Source organism: Bradyrhizobium sediminis (assembly GCF_018736085.1).
Classification (GTDB): domain Bacteria; phylum Pseudomonadota; class Alphaproteobacteria; order Rhizobiales; family Xanthobacteraceae; genus Bradyrhizobium; species Bradyrhizobium sediminis.
The window spans coordinates 549,987-570,167 of the sequence record NZ_CP076134.1; the positions used below are offsets into that span (position 1 = coordinate 549,987).

The 20,181-nt window shown below is 65.1% G+C and carries 15 protein-coding genes and 1 pseudogene; 10 read left to right on the forward strand and 6 right to left on the reverse strand.

The window, feature by feature from the left end; genetic code table 11:
* The first annotated feature begins 64 nt into the window (after positions 1–64).
* Positions 65–811, forward strand: a complete 747-nt coding sequence (locus KMZ29_RS02660; RefSeq protein WP_215622352.1) for a DUF2786 domain-containing protein — start codon at positions 65–67, stop codon at positions 809–811.
* 107 nt (positions 812–918) lie between these two features.
* Positions 919–1,881: pseudogene (locus KMZ29_RS02665) on the forward strand (alpha/beta hydrolase).
* 24 nt (positions 1,882–1,905) lie between these two features.
* On the opposite strand, the gene KMZ29_RS02670 reads toward KMZ29_RS02665, so the two are convergent.
* Positions 1,906–3,975, reverse strand: a complete 2,070-nt coding sequence (locus KMZ29_RS02670) for an ATP-dependent helicase (RefSeq protein WP_215622353.1) — start codon at positions 3,973–3,975, stop codon at positions 1,906–1,908.
* A gap of 367 nt (positions 3,976–4,342) precedes the next feature.
* Between KMZ29_RS02670 and KMZ29_RS02675 the strand changes: the two genes are divergently transcribed.
* Complete coding sequence (locus tag KMZ29_RS02675; protein WP_215622354.1) at positions 4,343–5,395, forward strand: hypothetical protein; 1,053 nt, start codon at positions 4,343–4,345, stop codon at positions 5,393–5,395.
* A gap of 13 nt (positions 5,396–5,408) precedes the next feature.
* On the opposite strand, the gene recQ is transcribed toward KMZ29_RS02675, so the two are convergent.
* The 3 genes from recQ to KMZ29_RS02690 all read right to left on the reverse strand — a co-directional run bounded on the left by recQ (position 5,409) and on the right by KMZ29_RS02690 (position 8,241).
* A complete protein-coding gene (gene recQ / locus KMZ29_RS02680) occupies positions 5,409–7,292 on the reverse strand; it encodes a DNA helicase RecQ (protein WP_215622355.1) in 1,884 nt (627 codons plus the stop codon).
* A 179-nt stretch (positions 7,293–7,471) separates the two neighbouring features.
* Complete coding sequence (locus KMZ29_RS02685; protein ID WP_215622356.1) at positions 7,472–7,903, reverse strand: limonene-1,2-epoxide hydrolase family protein; 432 nt, start codon at positions 7,901–7,903, stop codon at positions 7,472–7,474.
* Positions 7,904–7,908: 5 nt separating this feature from the next.
* The gene (locus tag KMZ29_RS02690; RefSeq protein WP_215622357.1) at positions 7,909–8,241 is read right to left on the reverse strand and encodes a c-type cytochrome; all 333 of its coding nucleotides are present in this window, start codon (positions 8,239–8,241) and stop codon (positions 7,909–7,911) included.
* Between the two features lie 168 nt (positions 8,242–8,409).
* On the opposite strand from KMZ29_RS02690, the gene KMZ29_RS02695 reads away from it, so the two are divergent.
* The 3 genes from KMZ29_RS02695 to KMZ29_RS02705 are packed head-to-tail and all read left to right on the forward strand — an operon-like array spanning position 8,410 to position 12,492.
* A complete protein-coding gene (locus KMZ29_RS02695) occupies positions 8,410–9,285 on the forward strand; it encodes an S-methyl-5'-thioadenosine phosphorylase (RefSeq protein WP_215622358.1) in 876 nt (291 codons plus the stop codon).
* A 25-nt stretch (positions 9,286–9,310) separates the two neighbouring features.
* The gene (gene mtnA, locus KMZ29_RS02700) at positions 9,311–10,420 is read left to right on the forward strand and encodes an S-methyl-5-thioribose-1-phosphate isomerase (RefSeq protein ID WP_215622359.1); all 1,110 of its coding nucleotides are present in this window, start codon (positions 9,311–9,313) and stop codon (positions 10,418–10,420) included.
* A 17-nt stretch (positions 10,421–10,437) separates the two neighbouring features.
* The gene (locus tag KMZ29_RS02705; protein ID WP_215622360.1) at positions 10,438–12,492 is read left to right on the forward strand and encodes a bifunctional aldolase/short-chain dehydrogenase; all 2,055 of its coding nucleotides are present in this window, start codon (positions 10,438–10,440) and stop codon (positions 12,490–12,492) included.
* Positions 12,493–12,541: 49 nt separating this feature from the next.
* Here the strand turns inward: KMZ29_RS02705 and KMZ29_RS02710 are convergent, their stop codons facing one another.
* Positions 12,542–13,174, reverse strand: coding sequence for an HAD-IA family hydrolase (locus KMZ29_RS02710; RefSeq protein WP_215622361.1), 633 nt, complete (start codon positions 13,172–13,174; stop codon positions 12,542–12,544).
* A gap of 153 nt (positions 13,175–13,327) precedes the next feature.
* On the opposite strand from KMZ29_RS02710, the gene KMZ29_RS02715 reads away from it, so the two are divergent.
* From KMZ29_RS02715 to KMZ29_RS02725, 3 genes are all read left to right on the forward strand, one after another.
* On the forward strand, positions 13,328–14,266 hold the full coding sequence (locus tag KMZ29_RS02715; RefSeq protein ID WP_215622362.1) for a hypothetical protein: 939 nt from the start codon (positions 13,328–13,330) through the stop codon (positions 14,264–14,266).
* Between the two features lie 11 nt (positions 14,267–14,277).
* Entirely contained in the window at positions 14,278–15,039 is a 762-nt protein-coding gene (locus KMZ29_RS02720; RefSeq protein WP_215624112.1) for a S1 family peptidase, read from the forward strand.
* A 220-nt stretch (positions 15,040–15,259) separates the two neighbouring features.
* Positions 15,260–16,771, forward strand: coding sequence for a flavin-containing monooxygenase (locus KMZ29_RS02725; RefSeq protein ID WP_215622363.1), 1,512 nt, complete (start codon positions 15,260–15,262; stop codon positions 16,769–16,771).
* A 183-nt stretch (positions 16,772–16,954) separates the two neighbouring features.
* Here the strand turns inward: KMZ29_RS02725 and KMZ29_RS02730 are convergent, their stop codons facing one another.
* Complete coding sequence (locus tag KMZ29_RS02730; protein ID WP_215622364.1) at positions 16,955–18,502, reverse strand: acyl-CoA synthetase; 1,548 nt, start codon at positions 18,500–18,502, stop codon at positions 16,955–16,957.
* A 470-nt stretch (positions 18,503–18,972) separates the two neighbouring features.
* Between KMZ29_RS02730 and KMZ29_RS02735 the strand changes: the two genes are divergently transcribed.
* Complete coding sequence (locus tag KMZ29_RS02735; protein ID WP_215622365.1) at positions 18,973–20,109, forward strand: acyl-CoA dehydrogenase family protein; 1,137 nt, start codon at positions 18,973–18,975, stop codon at positions 20,107–20,109.
* The last annotated feature ends 72 nt before the right edge of the window (positions 20,110–20,181 follow it).

Below are 20,181 nucleotides of genomic sequence, written 5' to 3' on the forward strand. Positions count from 1 at the left end.
TTGACTGACACTCTCTCCGCCACGCCTTGGCCGTCAGTTTGGTCGGAGCTTCCTGGGGTAATCGGTGGACCAAAGCTCCAAGCTCGCCGAGCTCGACAAGCTCAAGATGCGCATCCAGGCCTTGCGCGCAAAGACCATCGACAACGGCTGCACCGAGGACGAGGCGCTGTCCGCCGCCGCCAAAGTCGCCGAGCTGCTCGATCGCTACGACTTGTCGCTGACCGACATCGACATTCGCGAGGCGCCTTGCGATCGCCGCGTGTACGAGACCCACCGCAAGAAGCGAATCCCGCTCGACGACTGCATCGGCGCCGTCGCGAATTTCTGCAACTGCCGGGTCTGGCGCGAGAAGAACCAGGCGGGCGAGAACCGCTATGTTTTTTTCGGTCTCCGTTCGGATATCGAAGTCGCGCACTACCTGACCGAACTGATCGACATCGCCGTCCGCACCGAGCTCGGCCGCTACAAGACCACGTCAGGCTACGGGCGGTTCCGGCACAATCAGCGGCATTTGGCCAACGCCTCGTTTGCGCTGGGAATGGTCGCGTCGATCGCGGACAAGCTGACGGCGATGAAGGCCGGCCGCGACAAGGTAAACCACAGCACCGGGCGCGGGCTTGTCGTCCTCAAGACTTCGATCGTCGATGCCGAGTTCGGCAAGCTCGACTTGAATTTGCGGTCGTCGCGCAGCGCCGGCCGCATGGTGTCGCTGACGGCCTATGAAGCCGGGGGCGTCGCCGGAGCGTCGCTGGCCATCAATCCGGCGCTCGGCGAGCGGGCGAAATCAGGGCCGGCGAAAGGCAGCCGCTAGGCGTGCGCAAGGCGCGATGTGGTGCTCCCGCCAGATGCGGCTGGATCGTTGCCGGGGCGGCGAACCGAACCTATGCTGACGCAAAATGAAACCGTCCGGGAGACCCCATGATTACACCGCTCGATCCCGTCATTGCCGAGATCATTCCGAAATTGCCGCTGCGCGATCCCGATACGATGACGCCGCAAAGTGCGCGCGATGCCCTCCGCGCGCTGGCCGCCGCGCGCGCCGCCGTTCCGCCGCCGCCGGTCGCGAGCGCGATCGATGCGGAAGTGCAGGGCGCGGCCGGGCCGCTCGCCGCCCGCGTCTATCGTGTATCGGACGAGAAATCGCCGACCGTGGTGTTTTTCCACGGCGGCGGCTGGGTCGCCGGCGACCTCGAAACGCATGACCGGCAGGCCCGGCTGCTCGCGATCGAGACCGGCGCCGTCGTGGTCTCGGTCGACTACCGGCGCCCGCCGGAAACGCGCTTTCCCGGCGCGTTCGAGGATGCCTTCGCCGCCGTGCGCGACGTTGTCGGGCGCATGGGTGAATTCGGCGGAGACCCTGCGCGCGTCGGCGTGGCCGGCGACAGCGCCGGCGGCAATCTGGCGGCGACGGTTGCGATCGCCTGCCGCGACGCCGGCGTCGATCTTGCCGCGCAGCTGCTGGTCTATCCCGTCACCGATGTCGCCGGCAATTTCGCGGACGCAGAAGAGAACGCACGCTTTCCCTCGCGCACGGAAAACGCCGAAGGCTATTTCCTGTCGCGCGCGGTGATGGAGTGGTTCTCCGGTCATTATCTCGAAGACGCCAAACACGGCGCGGACTGGCGGGTTTCGCCGTTGCGCGCGACGAGCCACGCCGGGCTGGCGCCGGCGGTGGTGTGCACGGCGTGATTCGATCCCCTGCGCGACGAGGGCAAGGCCTATGCCGATGCGCTCGCCGCCGCCGATGTTCCGACCAAGTACCACCATGGCGCCGGCCTGATCCACGGCTATTTCGGCCTCGGCGACGCGTCCGACATCGCGCGGCGCGAGGCGCAACGCGCCCGTGCCGATTTCAGGGCGATGCTCGAACGGGGTGCGTAGAAGCAGGAGCGCGTCGGCGCAGGATCAGCGCCACATGCCGCGCATGCGCGCGCCGACGTCGATGCGCGGGCCGCTGCTGGCAGCGCGGGCCGCGGTCCCGGCCGTGGCCTGCGGCCAGGTCGTCTTTTCGAACAGGTGAAGCAGCCGGTCCGGAATGAACCGCGTCCGCGAGGCATAGACATGGCGATCGCCCTGCGCGCTCTGGCCGTGGGTGAAGAACCGTTGCGGCACCATCAGATGCAGGTCGTCCTTGGCCCGGGTCATCGCGACATAGAGCAGGCGGCGTTCCTCTTCGAGTTCGGCGGAGGTTCCGGTGCCGAGATCGGACGGCATGCAGCCGTCGACCACATTGAGCACGAATACCGATTTCCATTCCTGTCCCTTGGCGGAATGGATGGTCGAGAGGATCAGATAGTCCTCGTCCAGCAGCGGCACGCCGGCCTGGTCGCTGGTCGCATCGGGAGGATCGAGCGTCAGCTCGGTCAGGAAGCGCTCGCGTGACGGATAGCCGCCGGCGATCTGTTCGAGCTGGATCAGATCGGCCCGCCGGGTCTCGGCATCCTCGTGGATCCGGTCGAGATGCGGCTCGTACCACAGGCGGGCGCGCTCGATATCGGCCGGCCAGCCGGAACGGCCGATATCCGCAATGGCGGCGATGAAGTTTGTCCAGTCGTCGCCGGCGCGGCGAGGCGCGGGTGACGACGCCAGCGCGGCCAGCGGGTCGGCGCTGCCGGCCATGTCGTCGAGAACCTTCTGCGCCGAGGCGGGGCCGACTCCCGGGATCAGGTGCATCAAGCGGAAACCGGCGACGCGGTCGCGCGGATTCTCGACGAAGCGCAGCAATGCCAGCATGTCCTTGATGTGAGCGGCGTCGAGGAATTTCAGTCCGCCGAACTTGACGAAGGGGATATTGCGCCTGACCAGTTCGAGTTCCAGCGGCGCGCTGTGGCTGGAGGTTCGAAACAGCACCGCCTGCTGCTTCAACAGCGTGCCGGATTCGCGGTTTTCCAGCACGCGTTCGACGATGCAGCGGGCCTGGTCGGCTTCGTCTCGTGTCGTGACCAACTGAGGCTTGAAGCCGGATGTCCGGTCGGTCCACAGGTTCTTGGTGAAGCGTTCGCGCGCGAGATCGATGACGCCATTGGCGGCGGCGAGGATGGTCTGCGTCGAGCGATAGTTGCGGTCCAGCGTGATGATGCCGGCCGGAGGACTGAACTGGCCGGGGAAGTCGAGAATATTGCGCACGGTCGCGGCGCGAAATGAATAGATCGACTGGGCATCGTCGCCGACCACCGTCAGCCCGTGGCCGTCGGGCTTCAGCCCCAGCAGGATCGAGGATTGCAGCCGGTTGGTGTCCTGGTACTCGTCGACCAGAACGTGGTCGAACCGGCCGCCGATCTCCCGGGCAAGGCCGGGGTCGCTCATCGTCTGCGCCCAATACAGCAGCAGGTCGTCGTAATCGAGCACGTTCTGCTTCTGCTTGGCCTCGACATAGGCCGCGAACAATTCCTTCAGTTCGCCCGCCCAGCCGGCGCACCAGGGGAACGATGCGCCCAACACCTGCTCGATCGGCGTCTCGGCATTGACGCATCGCGAGTAGATCGCAAGGCACGTCCCCTTGGTCGGGAACCGGCTCGCGGTCCTGGAGAAGCCGAGCTCGTGCCGGATCAAGTTCATCAGATCGGCGGAGTCATCGCGATCGTGGATCGTGAAGGCGGGATCGATGCCGATCTGATCCGAATAGTCGCGAAGCAGACGCGCGCCGATGCCATGGAAGGTGCCGGCCCAGTGCAGGGCGTCGGTCATGACGCTGGCATTGCCGCCGAGCACCTTGCGGGCGATCCGTTCGACGCGCTTGGTCATTTCGGCGGCGGCCCGTCGTGAAAACGTCATCAAGAGAATGCGCCGCGGATCGGCGCCGCTGACGATGAGATGGGCGACCCGATGCGCCAAAGTGTTGGTCTTGCCCGATCCGGCGCCGGCAATCACCAGTAGCGGCATACCGGGACGGCCGCCATTCTTCAACGTGACGCCGTGCTCCACGGCCCGCCGCTGCTCAGGATTGAGGCCTTCCAGATAGTTCGCCGCTGGCACGTTCGAATCGTTCCCCGAGGTTGGGCTTGACCGTCACTGATTCCCGCTTTGTTCGCAATGGCGTAGCAAAGCTTCCTGCGCGGGCGCGTTCCCTATGCGCGCAAATTCACAGCGCAATCGGCCCCGCGATCACTGCTTCGCCATCGGCCTCGCCAAACGACGTCTCCGCGTCTAGAGATTCCGGATTTGATGCGGACGCCCTATTTTTGCCGCCGCCGAACTGGAGAACCATCGGCACGTCCGGCCTGCCGATCGAGCTCTCGGGAGTATATTCCCGTCCGCATTGCAGAGAGCCCGGACGGATGGGTGACGCGTTCTGTCTCCACGCACGGCGTATCAAGCCGTGCGCCCCAGGAAAGCAAGCTTCATGACGGATCCCTCCATGACGCCTGAGACACCCGGTATTGCCGAAACCGCACATTTCCTCCGGCGTTTTGCCGACCTGATGTCCGTTGGGCAAAACGCGACCTATCTGCACCACGCCGCGGTTCTGCTCGAAGACCTGATGGCCCGCCTGACCGCGGCATTGGATGAAGAACAGCTCTGGCGCTACAAGTATGAGACCATCGCCCAACACGCCGACGAGCTGGAAACCGAGTGCGGGGCGCTCAAGAATGACATCGACGGGCACCTGGACATCCTTTCGTCGACCGTCACCGAGCGCGATACGCTGAAGGCAACGCTGCAGGGGCGAGAGACGGAGCTCTCCGGGCTCCGCGGCGAGATCGCGGCGAAATCGCAAGCGCATCAAGATGCTCTTGCCGAGATACGTGGTGCTTTCGACCGGGAGCGCCAGGCGCTGAACGCCGCGGCAGAGGCGCGCGGCAAGGAACTTGACCAGCTTCGCCAGCAACTCGCCGAACAGGCGAGGGCGCGTGAGACGGAACTCTCCGAGTTTCGTCGCGACTTTGCCCACGAACGTGACGACCTCGCGGCGCGGCTGAAGGTGAGCGGCGATGAACTTGCGGCGCTTCGCATCGTCTCCGAGCGGGAACATGAAGCGCTGCGGGCCAAGGTGGCATCGCTCGAAGCCAAGCGCGCCGAACTCCGCTCGGCATTCGATCGGATCAGCCAGCTCAAGAACCAGACCGTCGAACCCCAGGACGGCGCCGGCCGTGCCGTTTCCGCAGCGCCGGGGCCGGAAGCGCCGTCGCGACCGGCGCTTGCCGTCGGTGAAGCCGACGTGGTGGTGCCGCGCGCCACGCTGCGCCAGGTGCGTTCCCAGTTCGAATACCTCGCCAACGAATTCACCTTCGCCGGCGACGTCGCCTCGCAGGTGATGTGCGAACTCGGCGCCTTCACTATGGAGTTGGCCCTAGGCGCCGGCCGCAAGGCCGATCCGCTGCCGGTCGGCGATGTCGCGCTGAGTATCCTGGCGTCCCCCGGCTCGGCGGCTCCGGTTGGCGCCGGGACGAGGTGAGGGGGCCGCCGGCTCACGCCTCGGCGCTACCAGCCTTCACCAGCGCGATCAGCTCATCCCCGTAATGTTCGAGTTTCTTGTCGCCGATGCCGGGGATGTCGCGCAGTTGCGTCAGCGTTGCGGGACGCGAGGCGGCGATGCCGTCGATGGTGGCGTCGTGCAGCACCACATAGGCCGGCACGCCGCGCTGGCGCGCCACTTCGGAGCGCCACGCCCGCAGCGCGCCGACCAGGGTCGGGTTGGCGGCGGCGCCCCGGCCGGCGATATCAGGTGCAATATCGCCGCGCCTTGATTTGGTTCGCGTCGCCCGGACACGGGTACCGGCGGCCTGCTCGCGCAGCATTACCTCGGTCTCGCCCTTCAAGACGCCGCGCGCGCTCTCCGTCAGCTTCAGCGCGCCGAAGGCCTCCGAGTCGGCGGCGAGATGGCCCATCGCCACCACCTGGCGGATCACGCCGCGCCACTGCTTTTCGTTGAGTTCGGCGCCGATCCCGAACACCGACAGTCTGTCGTGACCGAATTGCGTGACCCGTTCGGTCATGCGGCCGACCAGCACGTCGATCAGGTGCATGGCGCCGAAACGCTGCCCGGTGCGGTAGGCGCAGGACAGCAGTTTTTGCGTGACGACCTTGCCGTCGCGCACCACCGGCGGCGACAGGCAGTTGTCGCAATTGCCGCATTTGGCGGCCTTCGGCGTCTCGCCGAAATAGCCGAGCAGGCGGGTGCGCCGGCAGTCCGCGGTTTCGGCGAGGCCGACCAGCGCCTCCAGCTTGCCGATCGACACCCGCTTGAACGCTTCGGCGCCATTGGACTCCTCGATCATGCGGCGCTGCTGCACGATGTCCGAGAGGCCATAAGCCATCCAGGCGCTGGACGGCTTGCCGTCGCGGCCTGCGCGCCCGGTCTCCTGGTAATAGGCCTCGATGCTTTTCGGCAGATCTAGATGCGCCACGAAGCGCACGTCGGGCTTGTCGATGCCCATGCCGAACGCGATGGTGGCGACGATCACCACGCCGTCCTCGTTGATGAAGCGGTCCTGGTTGCGGGCGCGAATGTTTGCGTCGAGGCCGGCGTGATAGGGCAGCGCGGCGATGCCGGCCTTGTTCAGCGCGGCTGCGGTATCCTCCACCTTGGCGCGCGACAAGCAATAGACGATGCCGGCATCGCCCGGGTGACGCTCGGCGATGAAGGCTTTCAGTTGCGCCGGTGCATTCTGCTTCTCGACGATTTCATAGCGAATATTCGGGCGGTCGAAGCTGGCGACGAAGCTCGGCGCGCCGCCAAGCCCGAGCCGGTCGACGATCTCCTTGCGGGTGAGTTCATCGGCGGTCGCGGTCAGCGCAATCCGCGGCACGTCGGGAAAACGCTCCGGAATCACCGTGAGCCCGATATACTCAGGGCGAAAATCATGCCCCCATTGCGACACGCAATGCGCCTCGTCGATCGCAAACAGCGCGATGTCGGCGCGGCCGAGCAAGGCGAGGCAGCGCGGCGTCAACAGCCGCTCCGGCGCGACGTAGAGCAGGTCAAGCTCGCCGGCCACAAGCTGCGCCTCGACTGCCGAAGCTTCCTCGTAGGACAGCGTGGAGTTCAGCACCGCCGCCTTGACGCCGGCCTCGAGCAGGCCGGCGACCTGGTCGCGCATCAGCGCGATCAGCGGCGAAACCACAATGCCGCAACCCTTTCGCAACAATGATGGCAATTGATAGCACAGCGACTTGCCGCCGCCGGTCGGCATCAGCACCAGGCAATTGCCGCCGCCGGTAACGTGCCGCACGATCTCTTCCTGCGCGCCGCGAAAGCCCGGCAGGCCGAACACGTGATTGAGCACCGAGAGCGCGTCGGGCGCCGCGTCGGACTTGGCGTTACGGGCTGCGGCCTTGGCGGGAACGGGCATGCGGGACAGGTGGTTCGATTGCTTGCGAAGGCCGGGTTTCGGGGCCGGCGCGCCGAAAGGATGGAGCTCAATAGAGGCGATCAAGGTCTATTTGATTCGGGCCGCCGCCCCTATTCACTTCCAGGCCGGCTGTGAGGAAATTCCGGCCAAAGGCGGCCAAAAAGCCCGACTTTGCGGCGCTATTTCGGCTCGACGATCGCACGAGCGTAGGTTGCGAGATCGAAGTAGTCGCGCCAGATCCTGATCTTGCCGTCGGCCAATTCGAACACGCCGCAGCAGGGCAGATCGACACTCTTGGCCCCTAGGCGGGTTCTGTCGAGACGCTCGGCCATGACGATGTCGCCTCGTGAGACGATGTTCAGGACATCCCAATTCGTCTCTGTCCAATCCTTGATGAACCCGCCGATGAACCTGCGCAGGTTGTCGTGACCGCTGACCGGCTTGTTCATCATGTTGTGATAGGTGCCGTCGGGGGCGAAGAATGCGACGATCTCGTCAACGTCCAGTCGCGACCATGCGGCGATGAAATCCCGTACGGTCTGTTCGTTGGTTCTCATGGTTATTCCCCTTGAAATGTCGCGAATGGAAAGGTCGCGGGCAAGCCGCAGCAATCGAGCTATTTTGGCTTTTTGCGTTGCTGGATGGCTTTGAGGTAGTTGACCGCCGCCTCGGCGTCAGGCCGGTCAAACCGGAACGTCGGCATGCCCGGGTGAATGGTGATCAGGCCGTCCTGCAGTCGTTGCACGAAGTCGGTGTCGTACAGTTTATCCCCGAAGGTGCGGAACGGCGGCGCCTCGGCGAGGGGGCTTTGGCCAGTTGAGCCGACAGCGTGACAGCGGGCGCACATGGATTCGAGTAGAGCCTTGCCGTGTCGCTGCTCGCGGTCGAGGGCGTGGCCGGCCTGGCTCCAGGCCACCGTCAGCAACAGCGCGAGACAAATTTTGTTCATGGCCAGTCCCTATGTTGGCGGCAATCTAGCACCGGGATTCGCCATCGGGGCGACTGATTTGCCCTTGTCGACAAGCCTCCGAAAATACTCGATATTGCAGAGACATGGATACAGTTGTGAGCGCTTCGCCGGCATGCTGAATCGCCACCAACGAGGCGGAAGAGAGTCATGACCAAGGCGGTGCTCGGTATCATCGGCGGCTCCGGCATTTATGACCTGCCGGGGCTGGAAAATGCGCACGAGGAGGCGATTTCGAGCCCTTGGGGCGTGCCGTCGGCGCCGGTCCGCCGCGGCTCTATCGCCGGCCTTCCGGTCGTGTTTCTGCCGCGCCATGACAAGGGCCATCGGCTGTCGCCCTCCGACATCAACTACCGCGCCAATATCGATGTGCTGAAGCGCGCCGGGGTCACCGACCTGGTCTCGTTGTCGGCGTGCGGTTCGTTCAGGGAGGACTTGCCGCCCGGCACCTTCGTGCTGGTCGATCAGTTCGTCGACCGCACCCACAAGCGCGAGAGTTCGTTCTTCGGCAAGGGCTGCGTCGCGCATGTCTCGATGGCGCACCCGGTGTCGCCGCGGCTGCGCATCCATCTGGCCGCCGCCGCCGAGGCCGAGGGCATCGCGATCGCGCGCGGCGGCACCTATGTCTGCATGGAGGGACCGCAATTCTCCAGCTATGCCGAGAGCATGACCTACAAGAACCTGGGCTATTCCGTGATCGGCATGACCAACATGCCGGAGGCCAAGCTCGCCCGCGAGGCGGAGATCTGCTACGCCACCGTTGCCATGGTGACCGATTTCGATTGCTGGCATCCCGACCATGATGCGGTGTCGGTGCAGGATATCATCCGCGTGCTGTCCACCAACGCCGAGAAGGCGAAGAGCCTAGTGGCGCGGCTTGCCCGGGAATTCCCCCAGGCGCACGAGCCGTGCCCGATCGGTTCGGACCGCGCGCTCGATACCGCCTTGATCACCGCTCCGGAAGCGCGCGATCCGGAGCTTCTGAGCAAGCTCGATGCGGTGGCGGGACGGATTTTGCACGCGTGAGACTTGAACCGTCGATGAGTGCGTCATGAAGGTCGGGGACAGGCACTTCCGAAGCATCTGGCTCGAGCAGGACGGCTGGTCGGTCGGCGCGATCGACCAGCGCCGGCTGCCGCACGATTTTGTCACGGTCCGGCTGGCAACCTCCGACGCCGCGGCGGATGCGATCCGGTCAATGCTGGTGCGCGGTGCGCCATTGATCGGCGCGACCGCGGCCTACGGGATGGCGCTGGCGATGCGGGCCGACTCGTCGGATGCCGCGCTCGATCAGGTCTATCAGACGCTAATTGGCACGCGGCCGACGGCGATCAACCTGCGATGGGCGCTCGACGAGATGCGGCGCCTGTTGCGGCCGTTGCCGCCGCAGCAGCGGACCGAGGCCGCCTACGCGCGCGCGACCGCGATTGCCGAAGAAGACATCGCCATCAACCAGGGTATCGGCCGGAACGGCCTCGAGCTGATCGAAAAGATCGTCGCCACGAAGCAACAGGGCGAGCGCATCAACGTGCTGACCCATTGCAACGCCGGCTGGCTGGCGACGGTCGACTGGGGCACCGCGACCGCGCCGATCTATCTGGCGCACGACCGCGGCCACCCCATCCATGTCTGGGTCGACGAGACCCGCCCGCGCAATCAGGGCGCCTCGCTGACCGCCTGGGAGCTCGGCCATCACGGCGTGCCGCATACCGTCATCCCCGACAACACCGGCGGGCATCTGATGCAGCATGGCATGGTCGATCTCGTGATCGTCGGCACCGACCGCGTCACCGCCGACGGCGACGTCTGCAACAAGATCGGCACCTATCTGAAAGCACTTGCCGCGCATGACAACGGCGTGCCGTTCTATGTGGCGCTGCCATCGCCGACCATCGATTTCAGCGTCGCTGACGGGGTCAGGGAGATTCCGATCGAGCAACGCGGCGCCGAGGAAGTCACGCACATGACGGGGCGGACCGCCGATGGCAGGACCGAGACGGTGCGGATTGTGCCTGACGGTTCGCCGGTTGCGAATTATGGTTTCGATGTCACGCCGGCGCGGCTGGTGACGGGGCTGATCACCGAGCGCGCGGTGCTGAAGCCCGATCGCGCCGCGCTGGCAGCCGCGTTCCCCGAGCGGACAGCGGCAGCGGCCGAATAGGAGAGGAAAGAAAACGCATGCAGAGCGCCTGGAACGATCGCGACGCCGAAGCGGCGGTGGCCCGCTACGAAAACCTCGGCCGCGACGTGGCGCTGCGGGTCTATACCACGCGGCTATTGGGCCAGGATCCGCGGCTGGTGCTGCATGGCGGCGGCAATACCTCGGTGAAGACGGAAGTCGCCGATCTCAATGGCGATGCGGTGGACGTGCTCTGCGTCAAGGGCTCCGGCTGGGACATGGGCTCGATCGAGCCGGCCGGCCTGCCGGCGGTGCGGCTGGCGCCGCTGATCAAGCTCCGTGCCCGCGAGAAACTTTCCGACGAGGAAATGGTGCGGCTGCAGCGCGCCAATCTGATCGACCCGATGGCGCCGAATCCTTCCGTCGAGGCGCTGCTGCATGCCTTCATCCCGCACAAATTCGTCGATCATACTCATTCGACCGCGGTGCTGGCGCTCACCGACCAGCCGGACGGTGAGGCGCTGTGCCGTGAAGTCTACGGCAAGCGCGTCGGCTATGTGCCCTACATCATGCCGGGCTTCGGTCTGGCAAAGGCCGCGGCGGATGTGTTCGCCGCGGACCCTTCGGTCGAGGGCCTGGTCCTGGTCAAGCACGGCATCTTCAGTTTCGGCGCCGATGCGCGGGAGGCCTATGAGCGCATGATCGCGCTGGTAAGCCTGGCCGAAGCGCGGCTGGCGAAAAATCGCAAGCCTGCCTTCGTCAGCGCGAAGCTGCCGGCCCGCCCGGCGCCGGTCGCCGCGGTCGCGCCGATCATCCGCGGCGCCTGCAGCCTGCCGGACGGCAAGGTCGACGGCGCCTGGAAACGCTTCGTGCTCGATTTCCGTGGCGATGCTGCGGTGATGAATTTCGTCAACGGCGCCGACGTGGCGCGCTACGGCCAGGCCGGCGTGGTGACGCCGGACCACAATATCCGCATCAAGAACAAGCCGCTGGTGGTCGCCGCGCCCGAGGATGGCGATCTAACCGGTTTCAGCAACGCGGTCCGCGACGCGGTCGCAGTCTATGGCGAAACCTACAAGGATTATTTTGCCCGCAACAACGCCCGTGTCGGCGGCATCAAGACCATGCTCGATCCCTCGCCGCGCGTGGTGCTGGTGCCCGGCGTCGGCCTGTTCGGGCTCGGTCGCAGCAAGAAGGACGCGAAGGTCGCCGCCGACCTCGCCGAGGCCGCGATTGCCACCATCACGGACGCGGAAGCGGTCGGTCGTTTCGAGCCGCTGCCGGAATCTGATCTGTTCGACGTCGAGTACTGGTCGCTGGAGCAGGCCAAACTCGGCAGCGCCAAGGAGCCGCCGCTCGCCGGGCAGGTCGCCATCATCACCGGCGCGGCCGGCGCGATCGGATTCGCAACCGCCAAGGCGTTTGCGGCGGCCGGCGCCGAAGTGGCGCTGCTCGATGTCGACGAGGCCGCAGCAAAGGCCAAAGCCAAGGCGATCGGCGGCGCGGCGCTTGGGCTGAAATGCGACGTCACCGATGCCGCATCGGTGCGCGATGCGTTCGCGCAGGTCGCCGCTGCCTTCGGCGGGGTCGATATCGCCATATCGAATGCCGGCGCCGCCTGGCAGGGCCGGATCGGCGAGGTCGACGAGGCGGTGCTGCGAAAAAGTTTCGAGCTGAATTTCTACGGCCACCAGCGCGTGGCGCAGGCCGCGGTCAAGATCATGCGGACGCAGGGCACCGGCGGCTGCCTGCTGTTCAATGTCTCCAAACAGGCGGTCAATCCCGGCCCCGACTTCGGTCCCTACGGCCTGCCCAAGGCGGCGACGCTCTTTCTGGTGCGGCAATACGCGGTCGATTACGGCAACGAAGGCATCCGCGCCAACGCCGTCAATGCCGACCGGATCCGTTCCGGGTTGTTGACCGAGGAGATGATCGCGTCGCGCTCGAAGGTTCGCGGGCTGAGCGAGCAGGCCTATATGCGCGGCAACCTGCTCGGCCGCGAAGTGGAGGCCGAGGATGTCGCGCAGGCGTTCCTGGCGCAGGCGCTGGCGCTCAAGACCACCGCCGACGTCACCACCGTCGACGGCGGCAACATCGCCGCCGCGCTGCGGTGAATGGCGCCGACGCCAAACGCCTCAAACGTCGGGAAGAGGCGCAGCAGCGCTAGCGCAGTGCCAGTCCCGTCGCCGCCTCGAGTTCGGCGATGGCCTGCGGCGCATTGGCGACCTTGATCGTGGTCATGCCCATGTCGCGCGCCGGCTTCAGGTTGACGCCGAGATCGTCGAGATAGACGCAACGTTTGGGATCGACGCCGAGCGTTTCCACCATCATTTGATAGATTCGCGGATCGGGCTTGCGCAGGCCGATCTTGGCGGACTCGATGATGTGATCGAACAGCGCCATCACCTCCGCGACATAAAGCGAGCGGCCGCTGTGGCTGCCGATCGCGTTGGCGGGAAGGTTGTTGGTGATGCAGCCGGTCTTGAAGCTGGACTTCACCCGCGTCAGCGCCTCGACCATTTCTGGCCGCAGATCGCCCGACAGCAGCGGCAACACCTCCTTGCCGCGCACCTCCGCGCCGAGCGCCCGCGATTCCGCGGCGAATAGCTGGTCGAAGGTTTCGAGGTCCACCTCGGCGCGCTCGAACTTCGCCCAGGCATTCTCCCAGTGATTATGGGCGTTGGTGCGCCGGATGATGTCGGCGGGCAGCCCGCGTTCGGTCTCGAACCGCGCGAAAGCCTCGAACGGCGAAGTGGTGAGCACCCCGCCAAAATCCCAGATTATTGCCTCGATCATCTTTTCCCGCCAATGCGAACGCCGATTTTGCAAGACGGCTAACACGGCCTCCGGGCAAGGACCAGCCCGCCGGCCTTTTGCCGCTCTGCAGAATTTGGAGTGGCTAGCGCCTTCCTGTAAGTTGCTGCCGCCGTCCCGCCGCGAGGAAACGCCATGAAAGCCTTTGACACCATCATTACTGAGTCTGCGGGTTTTATCGCCGGGCCGTGGCGGCGGCCGCGCCAGATGCTGCATGCGCAGGTCTACGATTCCCATGCCTCGATCCACGACGATGCGACCGCGCAGAAACTCGGATTCCAGGGCGGCACCATCGAGGGGCCGACGCATTTCAGCCAGTTTGCGCCGCTCTGCGTGAGCGTGTGGGGCAATGCCTGGTTCGAGACCGGATGCATCTCCGCGCATTATCGCAATCCCTCCTTCGAGGGCGAGGAGGTGCAGGCCGTCATGGCAAAGCCGGCCTCGGGTGAGACGCAATGCGCGATCCAGATGGTGAAGCGCGACGGCACCGAAGTGCTGCGCGGCACGGCCTCGGTCGGCGACGCCAGGCTGCCCACCGCGCTGGATCAGCGGTTGACCGAGCTGAAGCCGCTCGCCGATCCCGTGATCCTGCGCGACGTCAAGGTCGGCATGAAGACCAAACGTCAGACCGTGCGGATGGATGTCGACCAGAACATGGGCGACCTCTATCCATTCTCGCTGGCGGAAAAGCTCAAGCTGATCACCGAGCCGAGCCCGTTTTACGCCGGCGCCGGCAATCCCTGGGGCCATCAGATTATTCCGATCGAGATGCTCAGCGTGCTCTTTCAATATAGAGCGAGGGAGGATCGCCTGCCGGTCAGGGGCCCGGCCGTGGGCCTGTTTGCCGACCAGGAAATCCGGCTGCTGCGGGGCCCGCTGTTCGCCGGCGAGGACTACCAGACCGAGCGGGAAGTCGTCGCCTTGAGCGGCAGCCGCCGGACCGAGAGTCTCTGGGTGCGGACCACGGTGTTTGCGTCTGGTAATTTGCCGGTCGCCACCATGTTGCTGAACCTCGCCAGCATCAAGGATTCCTATTCGCCGTATCAGAAGGAACATAGCGAGCTCTACGCGTGACGCCTGCTGCGATGAAAATCCCGGCCGCGATGATCACAGGCCTGGCGCTGCTGCTCACCGCGCCGGCTCACGCCATCGTCGGCGGCGGCGCGCCGTCGGCCGAGAGCGTCGGCCGCGCTGTTGTCACCATTGTCGGCTCGCGCGGCAATTTTTGTACGGGCACGTTGATTGCACCGAAACTGGTATTGACCGCGGCGCATTGCGTGCAGCCGGGGGCGACCTACAAGATCGTCGACTATGGCGCGGACCGGCAGCCGCAACTGCAGGACGTGAAGAATGTCGCCATCCATCCGGCCTTCAGTATGAAGGCGATGAATTCGCATCGCGCTACTGCCGACGTAGCGTTGCTGCAGCTCGATGCCGCTGCGAAGGGGAAGAGCCCGGCGCTGCTCGGCATCCCGGCTATTCCCATTGTCGTCGGCAGCCGCTTCACCATCGCCGGCATCGGTGTCGCCGTTCGCGGCGATGGCAAGAGCGGCGGGACCATTCGTGCCGCCGGCCTGGTCGCGACCGGCAAGCCGGGGACGCTGCAAATTCGCCTGGTCGATCCAGTCGGGCAGGGCACGCGCGACGGACTTGGCGCCTGCACCGGGGATTCCGGCGGACCGGTGTTCGAGGACAAGCAGGGCGGCCCCGCCATCGTCGGCGTTGTCAGCTGGTCGACCGGGCCGAACGGCGCCGCGGGCTGCGGCGGCCTCACCGGCGTCACGCCGCTGACGCTCTACCGGGACTGGATTCTGCAGACCGCGCGCCAATGGGGCTCTGTGCTGTGAATTCGCCGATTGATCTGGCGCATTGTGCGGCCGATCATTGGTCATTAGAGCGTTTTCAAGCGAAGCATGTCCTCGGACTTGATCCGGGGGTGGATACCGGTTCGTGTGAAGAAAACGCGTCAAAACAAAAAGATGGAGCCCCGTTCCGATTCAATCGGAACGGAAAAGGCTCCAGAGGCAAGCTGCTAACGAGTTGCAAATCGGGAGAAGAACGAAAACCATGAATGTAACCGCGCCCCTCCGCACCATGTCCGCCGCGCAGGCGGTCGAGCATTTCGATGTCCTGATCGTCGGCGCCGGCATTTCCGGCGTCGGCAGCGCCTATCACCTCACCAAGCAGCTTCCGGGCACCAGCTTCGTCGTGCTGGAAGAGCAGGAAAGTTTTGGCGGCACCTGGCTGACCCACAAATACCCGGGCATCCGCTCCGACAGCGACCTGCACACCTTCGGCTATCGCTTCAAGCCCTGGGTCGGCCCGCCGATCGCGACCGCCGACGAAATCCGCGCCTATATGAGCGAGGTGATCGACGAGAACGATCTCGCAAGGCACATCCGCTACCGCCATCGCATCAATTCGGCGAAGTGGTCGAGCGAAACCAATCGGTGGACCGTCGAAGCGGTCGACCAGGCCAGCGGCGAGGCCCGCGCCTTCACCGCGAACTTCCTCTGGATGTGCCAGGGCTATTACCGTCATTCGGAAGGCTACACTCCGGAATGGCAGGGGATGGCGGACTACAAGGGCCGCATCATCCATCCGCAGCGCTGGCCCGAGGATCTGGACCTGTCGGGCAAGAAGGTCGTCGTGATCGGCTCCGGCGCGACCGCGGCGACGCTGATCCCGGCGATTGCGGACAAGTGCGAGCATGTCACCATGCTGCAGCGTTCGCCGACCTATTTCAGGACCGGCCGCAACGCCATCGAACTGGCCGAACAGCTCCGGCAGTTGCAGGTCAAGGAAGAATGGATCCACGAGATCGTGCGCCGCAAGATCCTGTTCGATCAGGATCTGTTTACCCGCCTCTCCTTTACCGAGCCGGAGAAGATCAAGCAGGAACTGCTCAACGGCATTCGCGCCGCGCTCGGGCCCGGTTCGGACGACATCGTCGAGAAGCATTTCACCCCGAAATACCGGCCGTGGCGGCAACGCATCGCCTTCGTGCCCGACGCCGACCTGTTCGAGGCGGTCAAGAGCGGCAAGGCTTCGGTGGTGACCGACGAGATCGACCGCTTCACCAAAGACGGCATTCTGCTGAAATCCGGCGAGACGCTGGTCGCCGACATCATCGTCACCGCGACCGGGTTCAACCTCAATGTGCTCGGCGACATCGCTTTCGAGATCGACGGCAAGCCGCTCGATTTCTCCGACACCGTCACCTATCGCGGCATGATGTTCACCGGCATCCCGAACATGGCCTGGGTGTTCGGCTATTTCCGCGCCAGCTGGACGCTGCGCACCGATCTGGTGGCGGACTTCGTCTGCCGGCTGCTGGCGCACATGAAGGAGAAGGGCGCGAAGAAGGTGGTGCCGGCGCTGCGGCCGCAGGAAGGCAACATGCCCTTGCATTCCTGGATCGACCCGGAGAATTTCAATCCCGGCTATATGATGCGCAATATGCATCTGTTGCCCAAGCGCGGCGACAAGCCGGAATGGCAGCACAGCCAGGATTACTGGGCCGAGAAGGATGAAATCCCGGCGATCGATCTCGACGATGCGGCGTTCGTGTACGATTAGGAACAGCATCGACCATCGTCGTCCCGGCCTTGAGCCGGGACCCAACCCCGGTTGTCTGTTGTGGGATGAAGGTCTCTACTCCGGAGCTCGAACGATAAGTCGCGGCGCCGCGATGAGCGCTTGCGCTCACGCTGGGGTCCCGGCTTGAGGCCGGGACGACGGAGAGGGTATTTCGCGAGTTCCTTACGAGGCTGTGGCCTGATCGGTGACTTTCGCCGCGCCGAAATTCGCGCGCAGGGTCGGCTTGTGGATCTTGCCGGTGGCGTTGCGCGGCAGCGCGTCGATGAATTTTATCAGGCGCGGGCGCTTGAAGCGCGCCAGGTTGTTCTCGCAATGCGCGTGAATTTCCGCTTCGGTGATGCTGTGGCCGGGCTTGACCGCGATGATGGCCATTCCGGTTTCGCCCCATTGCTCGCTCGGGATGCCGATCACGGCGGCTTCGGCGATCGCGGTGAGCTGATGCAGCACGTTCTCGACCTCGGCCGGATAGACGTTCTCGCCGCCGGAGATGTACATGTCCTTCCAGCGGTCGACGATGTAGTAGAACCCTTCGTCGTCGATGCGCGCGGCGTCGCCGGTATGCAGCCAGCCGTCGGTGAATGACGAGGCGTTGGCGTCCGGCCGGTTCCAGTAGCCGGGCGTGATGTTCGGCCCCTTCACCCATAATTCGCCGAGTTCGCCGACCCCGGCATCCGACCCGTCGGGGCGGACGATCCGCACTTCAGTATGCAGCACCGGCTTGCCGGAGGAGCCGGCCTTGCGCGCGGCGTCCTCCTTGTCGAGCGTCAATACCGCCGGCGACGTCTCGGTCATGCCGTAGCCCTGCTGCAGCGCGACGCCGCGCTGTTCCCACACTTTCAACAGCGGCACCGGCATCGGCGCGCCGCCGACGCCGCCGATGATGAGGCGGCTGAAGTCGGACGTCGCGAACGAAGGATGCTGCGCCATGAACTGGTAGATCGAGGGCACGCCGAAGAACTGGTTGATGCCGCGTGCGGGATCGCTGATCAGCTGCAGCGCTGCGCCGGGATCGAAGGCGCGCATGATCAGCACGGTGCCGCCGGCATGCAGCACCGGGTTGGTGTAGCAATTGAGCCCGCCGGTATGGAACAGCGGCAGCACCGTGAGCAGCACCGTCGACGGCGAGACATAGGCCGGGCCGCCGAGATTGACGCAGTTCCAGAACGTCATGCCGTGGGTGATGATGGCACCCTTGGGCTGGCCGGTGGTGCCCGAGGTGTACATGATGGTCGAGATGTCATCGAGCGTGACGATTTCGCACTGGTCGAGCGGCTCTGCGGCGGCGATCGCCGCCTCGTAGGACCCGTCGGGTCCGAGCAGCAGTGCGGAGGCCACGTTGCACTTTTTCGCCACCGTCAGCGCGACTTCGGCCAGCTCCGCATCGTGGATCATCAGCACAGGCGCGGCGTCACCGACGATGTATTGCAGCTCGGGCACGGTGAGGCGGGTATTCAGCGGCAGGAACACCGCGCCGATCCGCCCACAGGCGAACTGCACCTCCAGCGTATCGGTCGTGTTCAGCGCCAGCACGGCGACGCGGTCGCCGCGCTTGACCTTCAACCGGTCGCGCAGATGCGCGGCGAGGCGTGAAATCCGGGAATCGAATTGCGCGTAGGTGAAACTGCGTCCGCTGCCGAGGTCGACCACCGCCGGCTTGTCCGGCGTGCGGCGGCCGTAATGCGCGATCCAGTCGTAATGGCGAACCGGCAAAGCTTCCTCCATGTCCAGCGGTCTGGCGCCGCCTGACCGCTTCGATGATACTCTAGCAGATCAAGGGGATATGGGGATTCTGTCTTGCGCGGAGTAGCTGCGGTAGGGTGCGATCATTCATCTCTCAGCGTCGTCCCCGCGAACGCGGGGACCCATAATCCCGGTCGTCTGTTGTTGCAGAAGGTATCTCACACCGGGGTCTCACCGATAGGCCGCGGCGTATGGGTCCCTGCGTTCGCAGGGACGACGGAAGAGGACTTTCCAACAAACTACAAACACGGTTTCGCGATCTCGCGGCTCTTGCCGCCCAAAAACTTCGCCCTCCCCTTGATCCCGGCCACCTGATGCTGCGACGGTTGGCGGCCCGGCAGAAGCGGATGGCGGACTCCGCGGCTCCAGCCACTCGACGCAAGTTAGAGCAGCCGTTTCCGGACATCGTGCACCGCAACAGAATCAACGGAGGCAAGCGAATGGCCAGTCCATTCTACACCGCCGAACACGAAGCCTATCGCGACGTGGTGCGCCGCTTTGTCGAGAAGGAAATCGAGCCCTACGCCCATGAATGGGACGAGGCCGGCGAGTTTCCCCGCGAGCTCTATGCGAAGGCCTCGGCGATCGGCCTCTTGGGTCTTGGATTCCCGGAAGAATATGGCGGTGTCGACGCCGACCAGTTCATGAAGATCGTGGCCTCGCAGGAGCTGGCCCGGGCTGGCGCCGGCGGGGTCAATGCGAGCTTGATGAGCCACACCATCGGCTCGCCGCCGATCGCGCGCGCCGCCCGTCCCGAAATCAAGGCGCGGGTGCTGCCGCAGGTGCTGTCGGGCCAGAAAATCTCCGCGCTCGCGATCACCGAACCGAGCGGCGGATCCGACGTCGCCAATCTCAGGACCAAGGCGCGCCGCGACGGTGACCATTACGTCGTCAGCGGCGAAAAGACCTTCATTACCTCCGGCATGCGCGCCGACTATCTGACGGTAGCGGTGCGCACCGGCGGCGAGGGCCCGGGCGGCGTCAGCCTGCTCTTGATCGAGGGCGATACGCCGGGCCTGTCGCGCACCAGGCTGAAGAAGATGGGCTGGTGGGCGTCGGACACCGCGACGCTACATTTCGACGATTGCCGCGTGCCGGCCGAGAACCTGATCGGCGAGGAAGGCCAGGGCTTCAAGCTCATCATGCAGAATTTCAACAGCGAGCGCATGGGCATGGCGGCGAGCTGCACGGCCTATGCCCGCGTCTGCGTCGAGGAGGCGATTGCCTATGCCAAGGAGCGCCAGACGTTCGGCAAGCCGATCGCCCAGCACCAGGTGATCCGCCACAAGCTGGTGGACATGGCGCAGAAGGTCGCGGCGTCGCAAGCGATGCTGGAAATGCTGGCGTGGCGTCTCGGGCAGGGCGAAAGCCCGGTTGCCGAGATCTGCATGATGAAGAACCAGGCGACCCAGACCATGGCGTTCTGCGCTTCCGAAGCGGTGCAGATTTTCGGCGGCGCCGGCTTCATGCGCGGCATCAAGGTCGAGCGCATCTACCGCGAGGTCAAGGTCAACGCCATCGGCGGCGGCACCGAGGAGATCATGAAGGATCTGGCCTCAAGGCAGATGGGATTGTGAGCGATTAGCTCCCCTCCCTCCACGCGCGTTGCGCGTGGAGGGAGGGGAGCAGAACGAAGCGGGCGAGCCCGG

Bases quoted from the DNA above. Each gene is read 5' to 3' on its own strand.
- KMZ29_RS02675 (WP_215622354.1), top strand. From the start codon at position 4,343: ATGACGGATCCCTCCATGACGCCTGAGACACCCGGTATTGCCGAAACC.
- recQ (WP_215622355.1), bottom strand. From the start codon at position 7,292: ATGCCCGTTCCCGCCAAGGCCGCAGCCCGTAACGCCAAGTCCGACGCG.
- KMZ29_RS02690 (WP_215622357.1), bottom strand. From the start codon at position 8,241: ATGAACAAAATTTGTCTCGCGCTGTTGCTGACGGTGGCCTGGAGCCAG.
- KMZ29_RS02695 (WP_215622358.1), top strand. From the start codon at position 8,410: ATGACCAAGGCGGTGCTCGGTATCATCGGCGGCTCCGGCATTTATGAC.
- mtnA (WP_215622359.1), top strand. From the start codon at position 9,311: ATGAAGGTCGGGGACAGGCACTTCCGAAGCATCTGGCTCGAGCAGGAC.
- KMZ29_RS02705 (WP_215622360.1), top strand. From the start codon at position 10,438: ATGCAGAGCGCCTGGAACGATCGCGACGCCGAAGCGGCGGTGGCCCGC.
- KMZ29_RS02710 (WP_215622361.1), bottom strand. From the start codon at position 13,174: ATGATCGAGGCAATAATCTGGGATTTTGGCGGGGTGCTCACCACTTCG.
- KMZ29_RS02715 (WP_215622362.1), top strand. From the start codon at position 13,328: ATGAAAGCCTTTGACACCATCATTACTGAGTCTGCGGGTTTTATCGCC.
- KMZ29_RS02720 (WP_215624112.1), top strand. From the start codon at position 14,278: ATGAAAATCCCGGCCGCGATGATCACAGGCCTGGCGCTGCTGCTCACC.
- KMZ29_RS02725 (WP_215622363.1), top strand. From the start codon at position 15,260: ATGAATGTAACCGCGCCCCTCCGCACCATGTCCGCCGCGCAGGCGGTC.
- KMZ29_RS02735 (WP_215622365.1), top strand. From the start codon at position 18,973: ATGGCCAGTCCATTCTACACCGCCGAACACGAAGCCTATCGCGACGTG.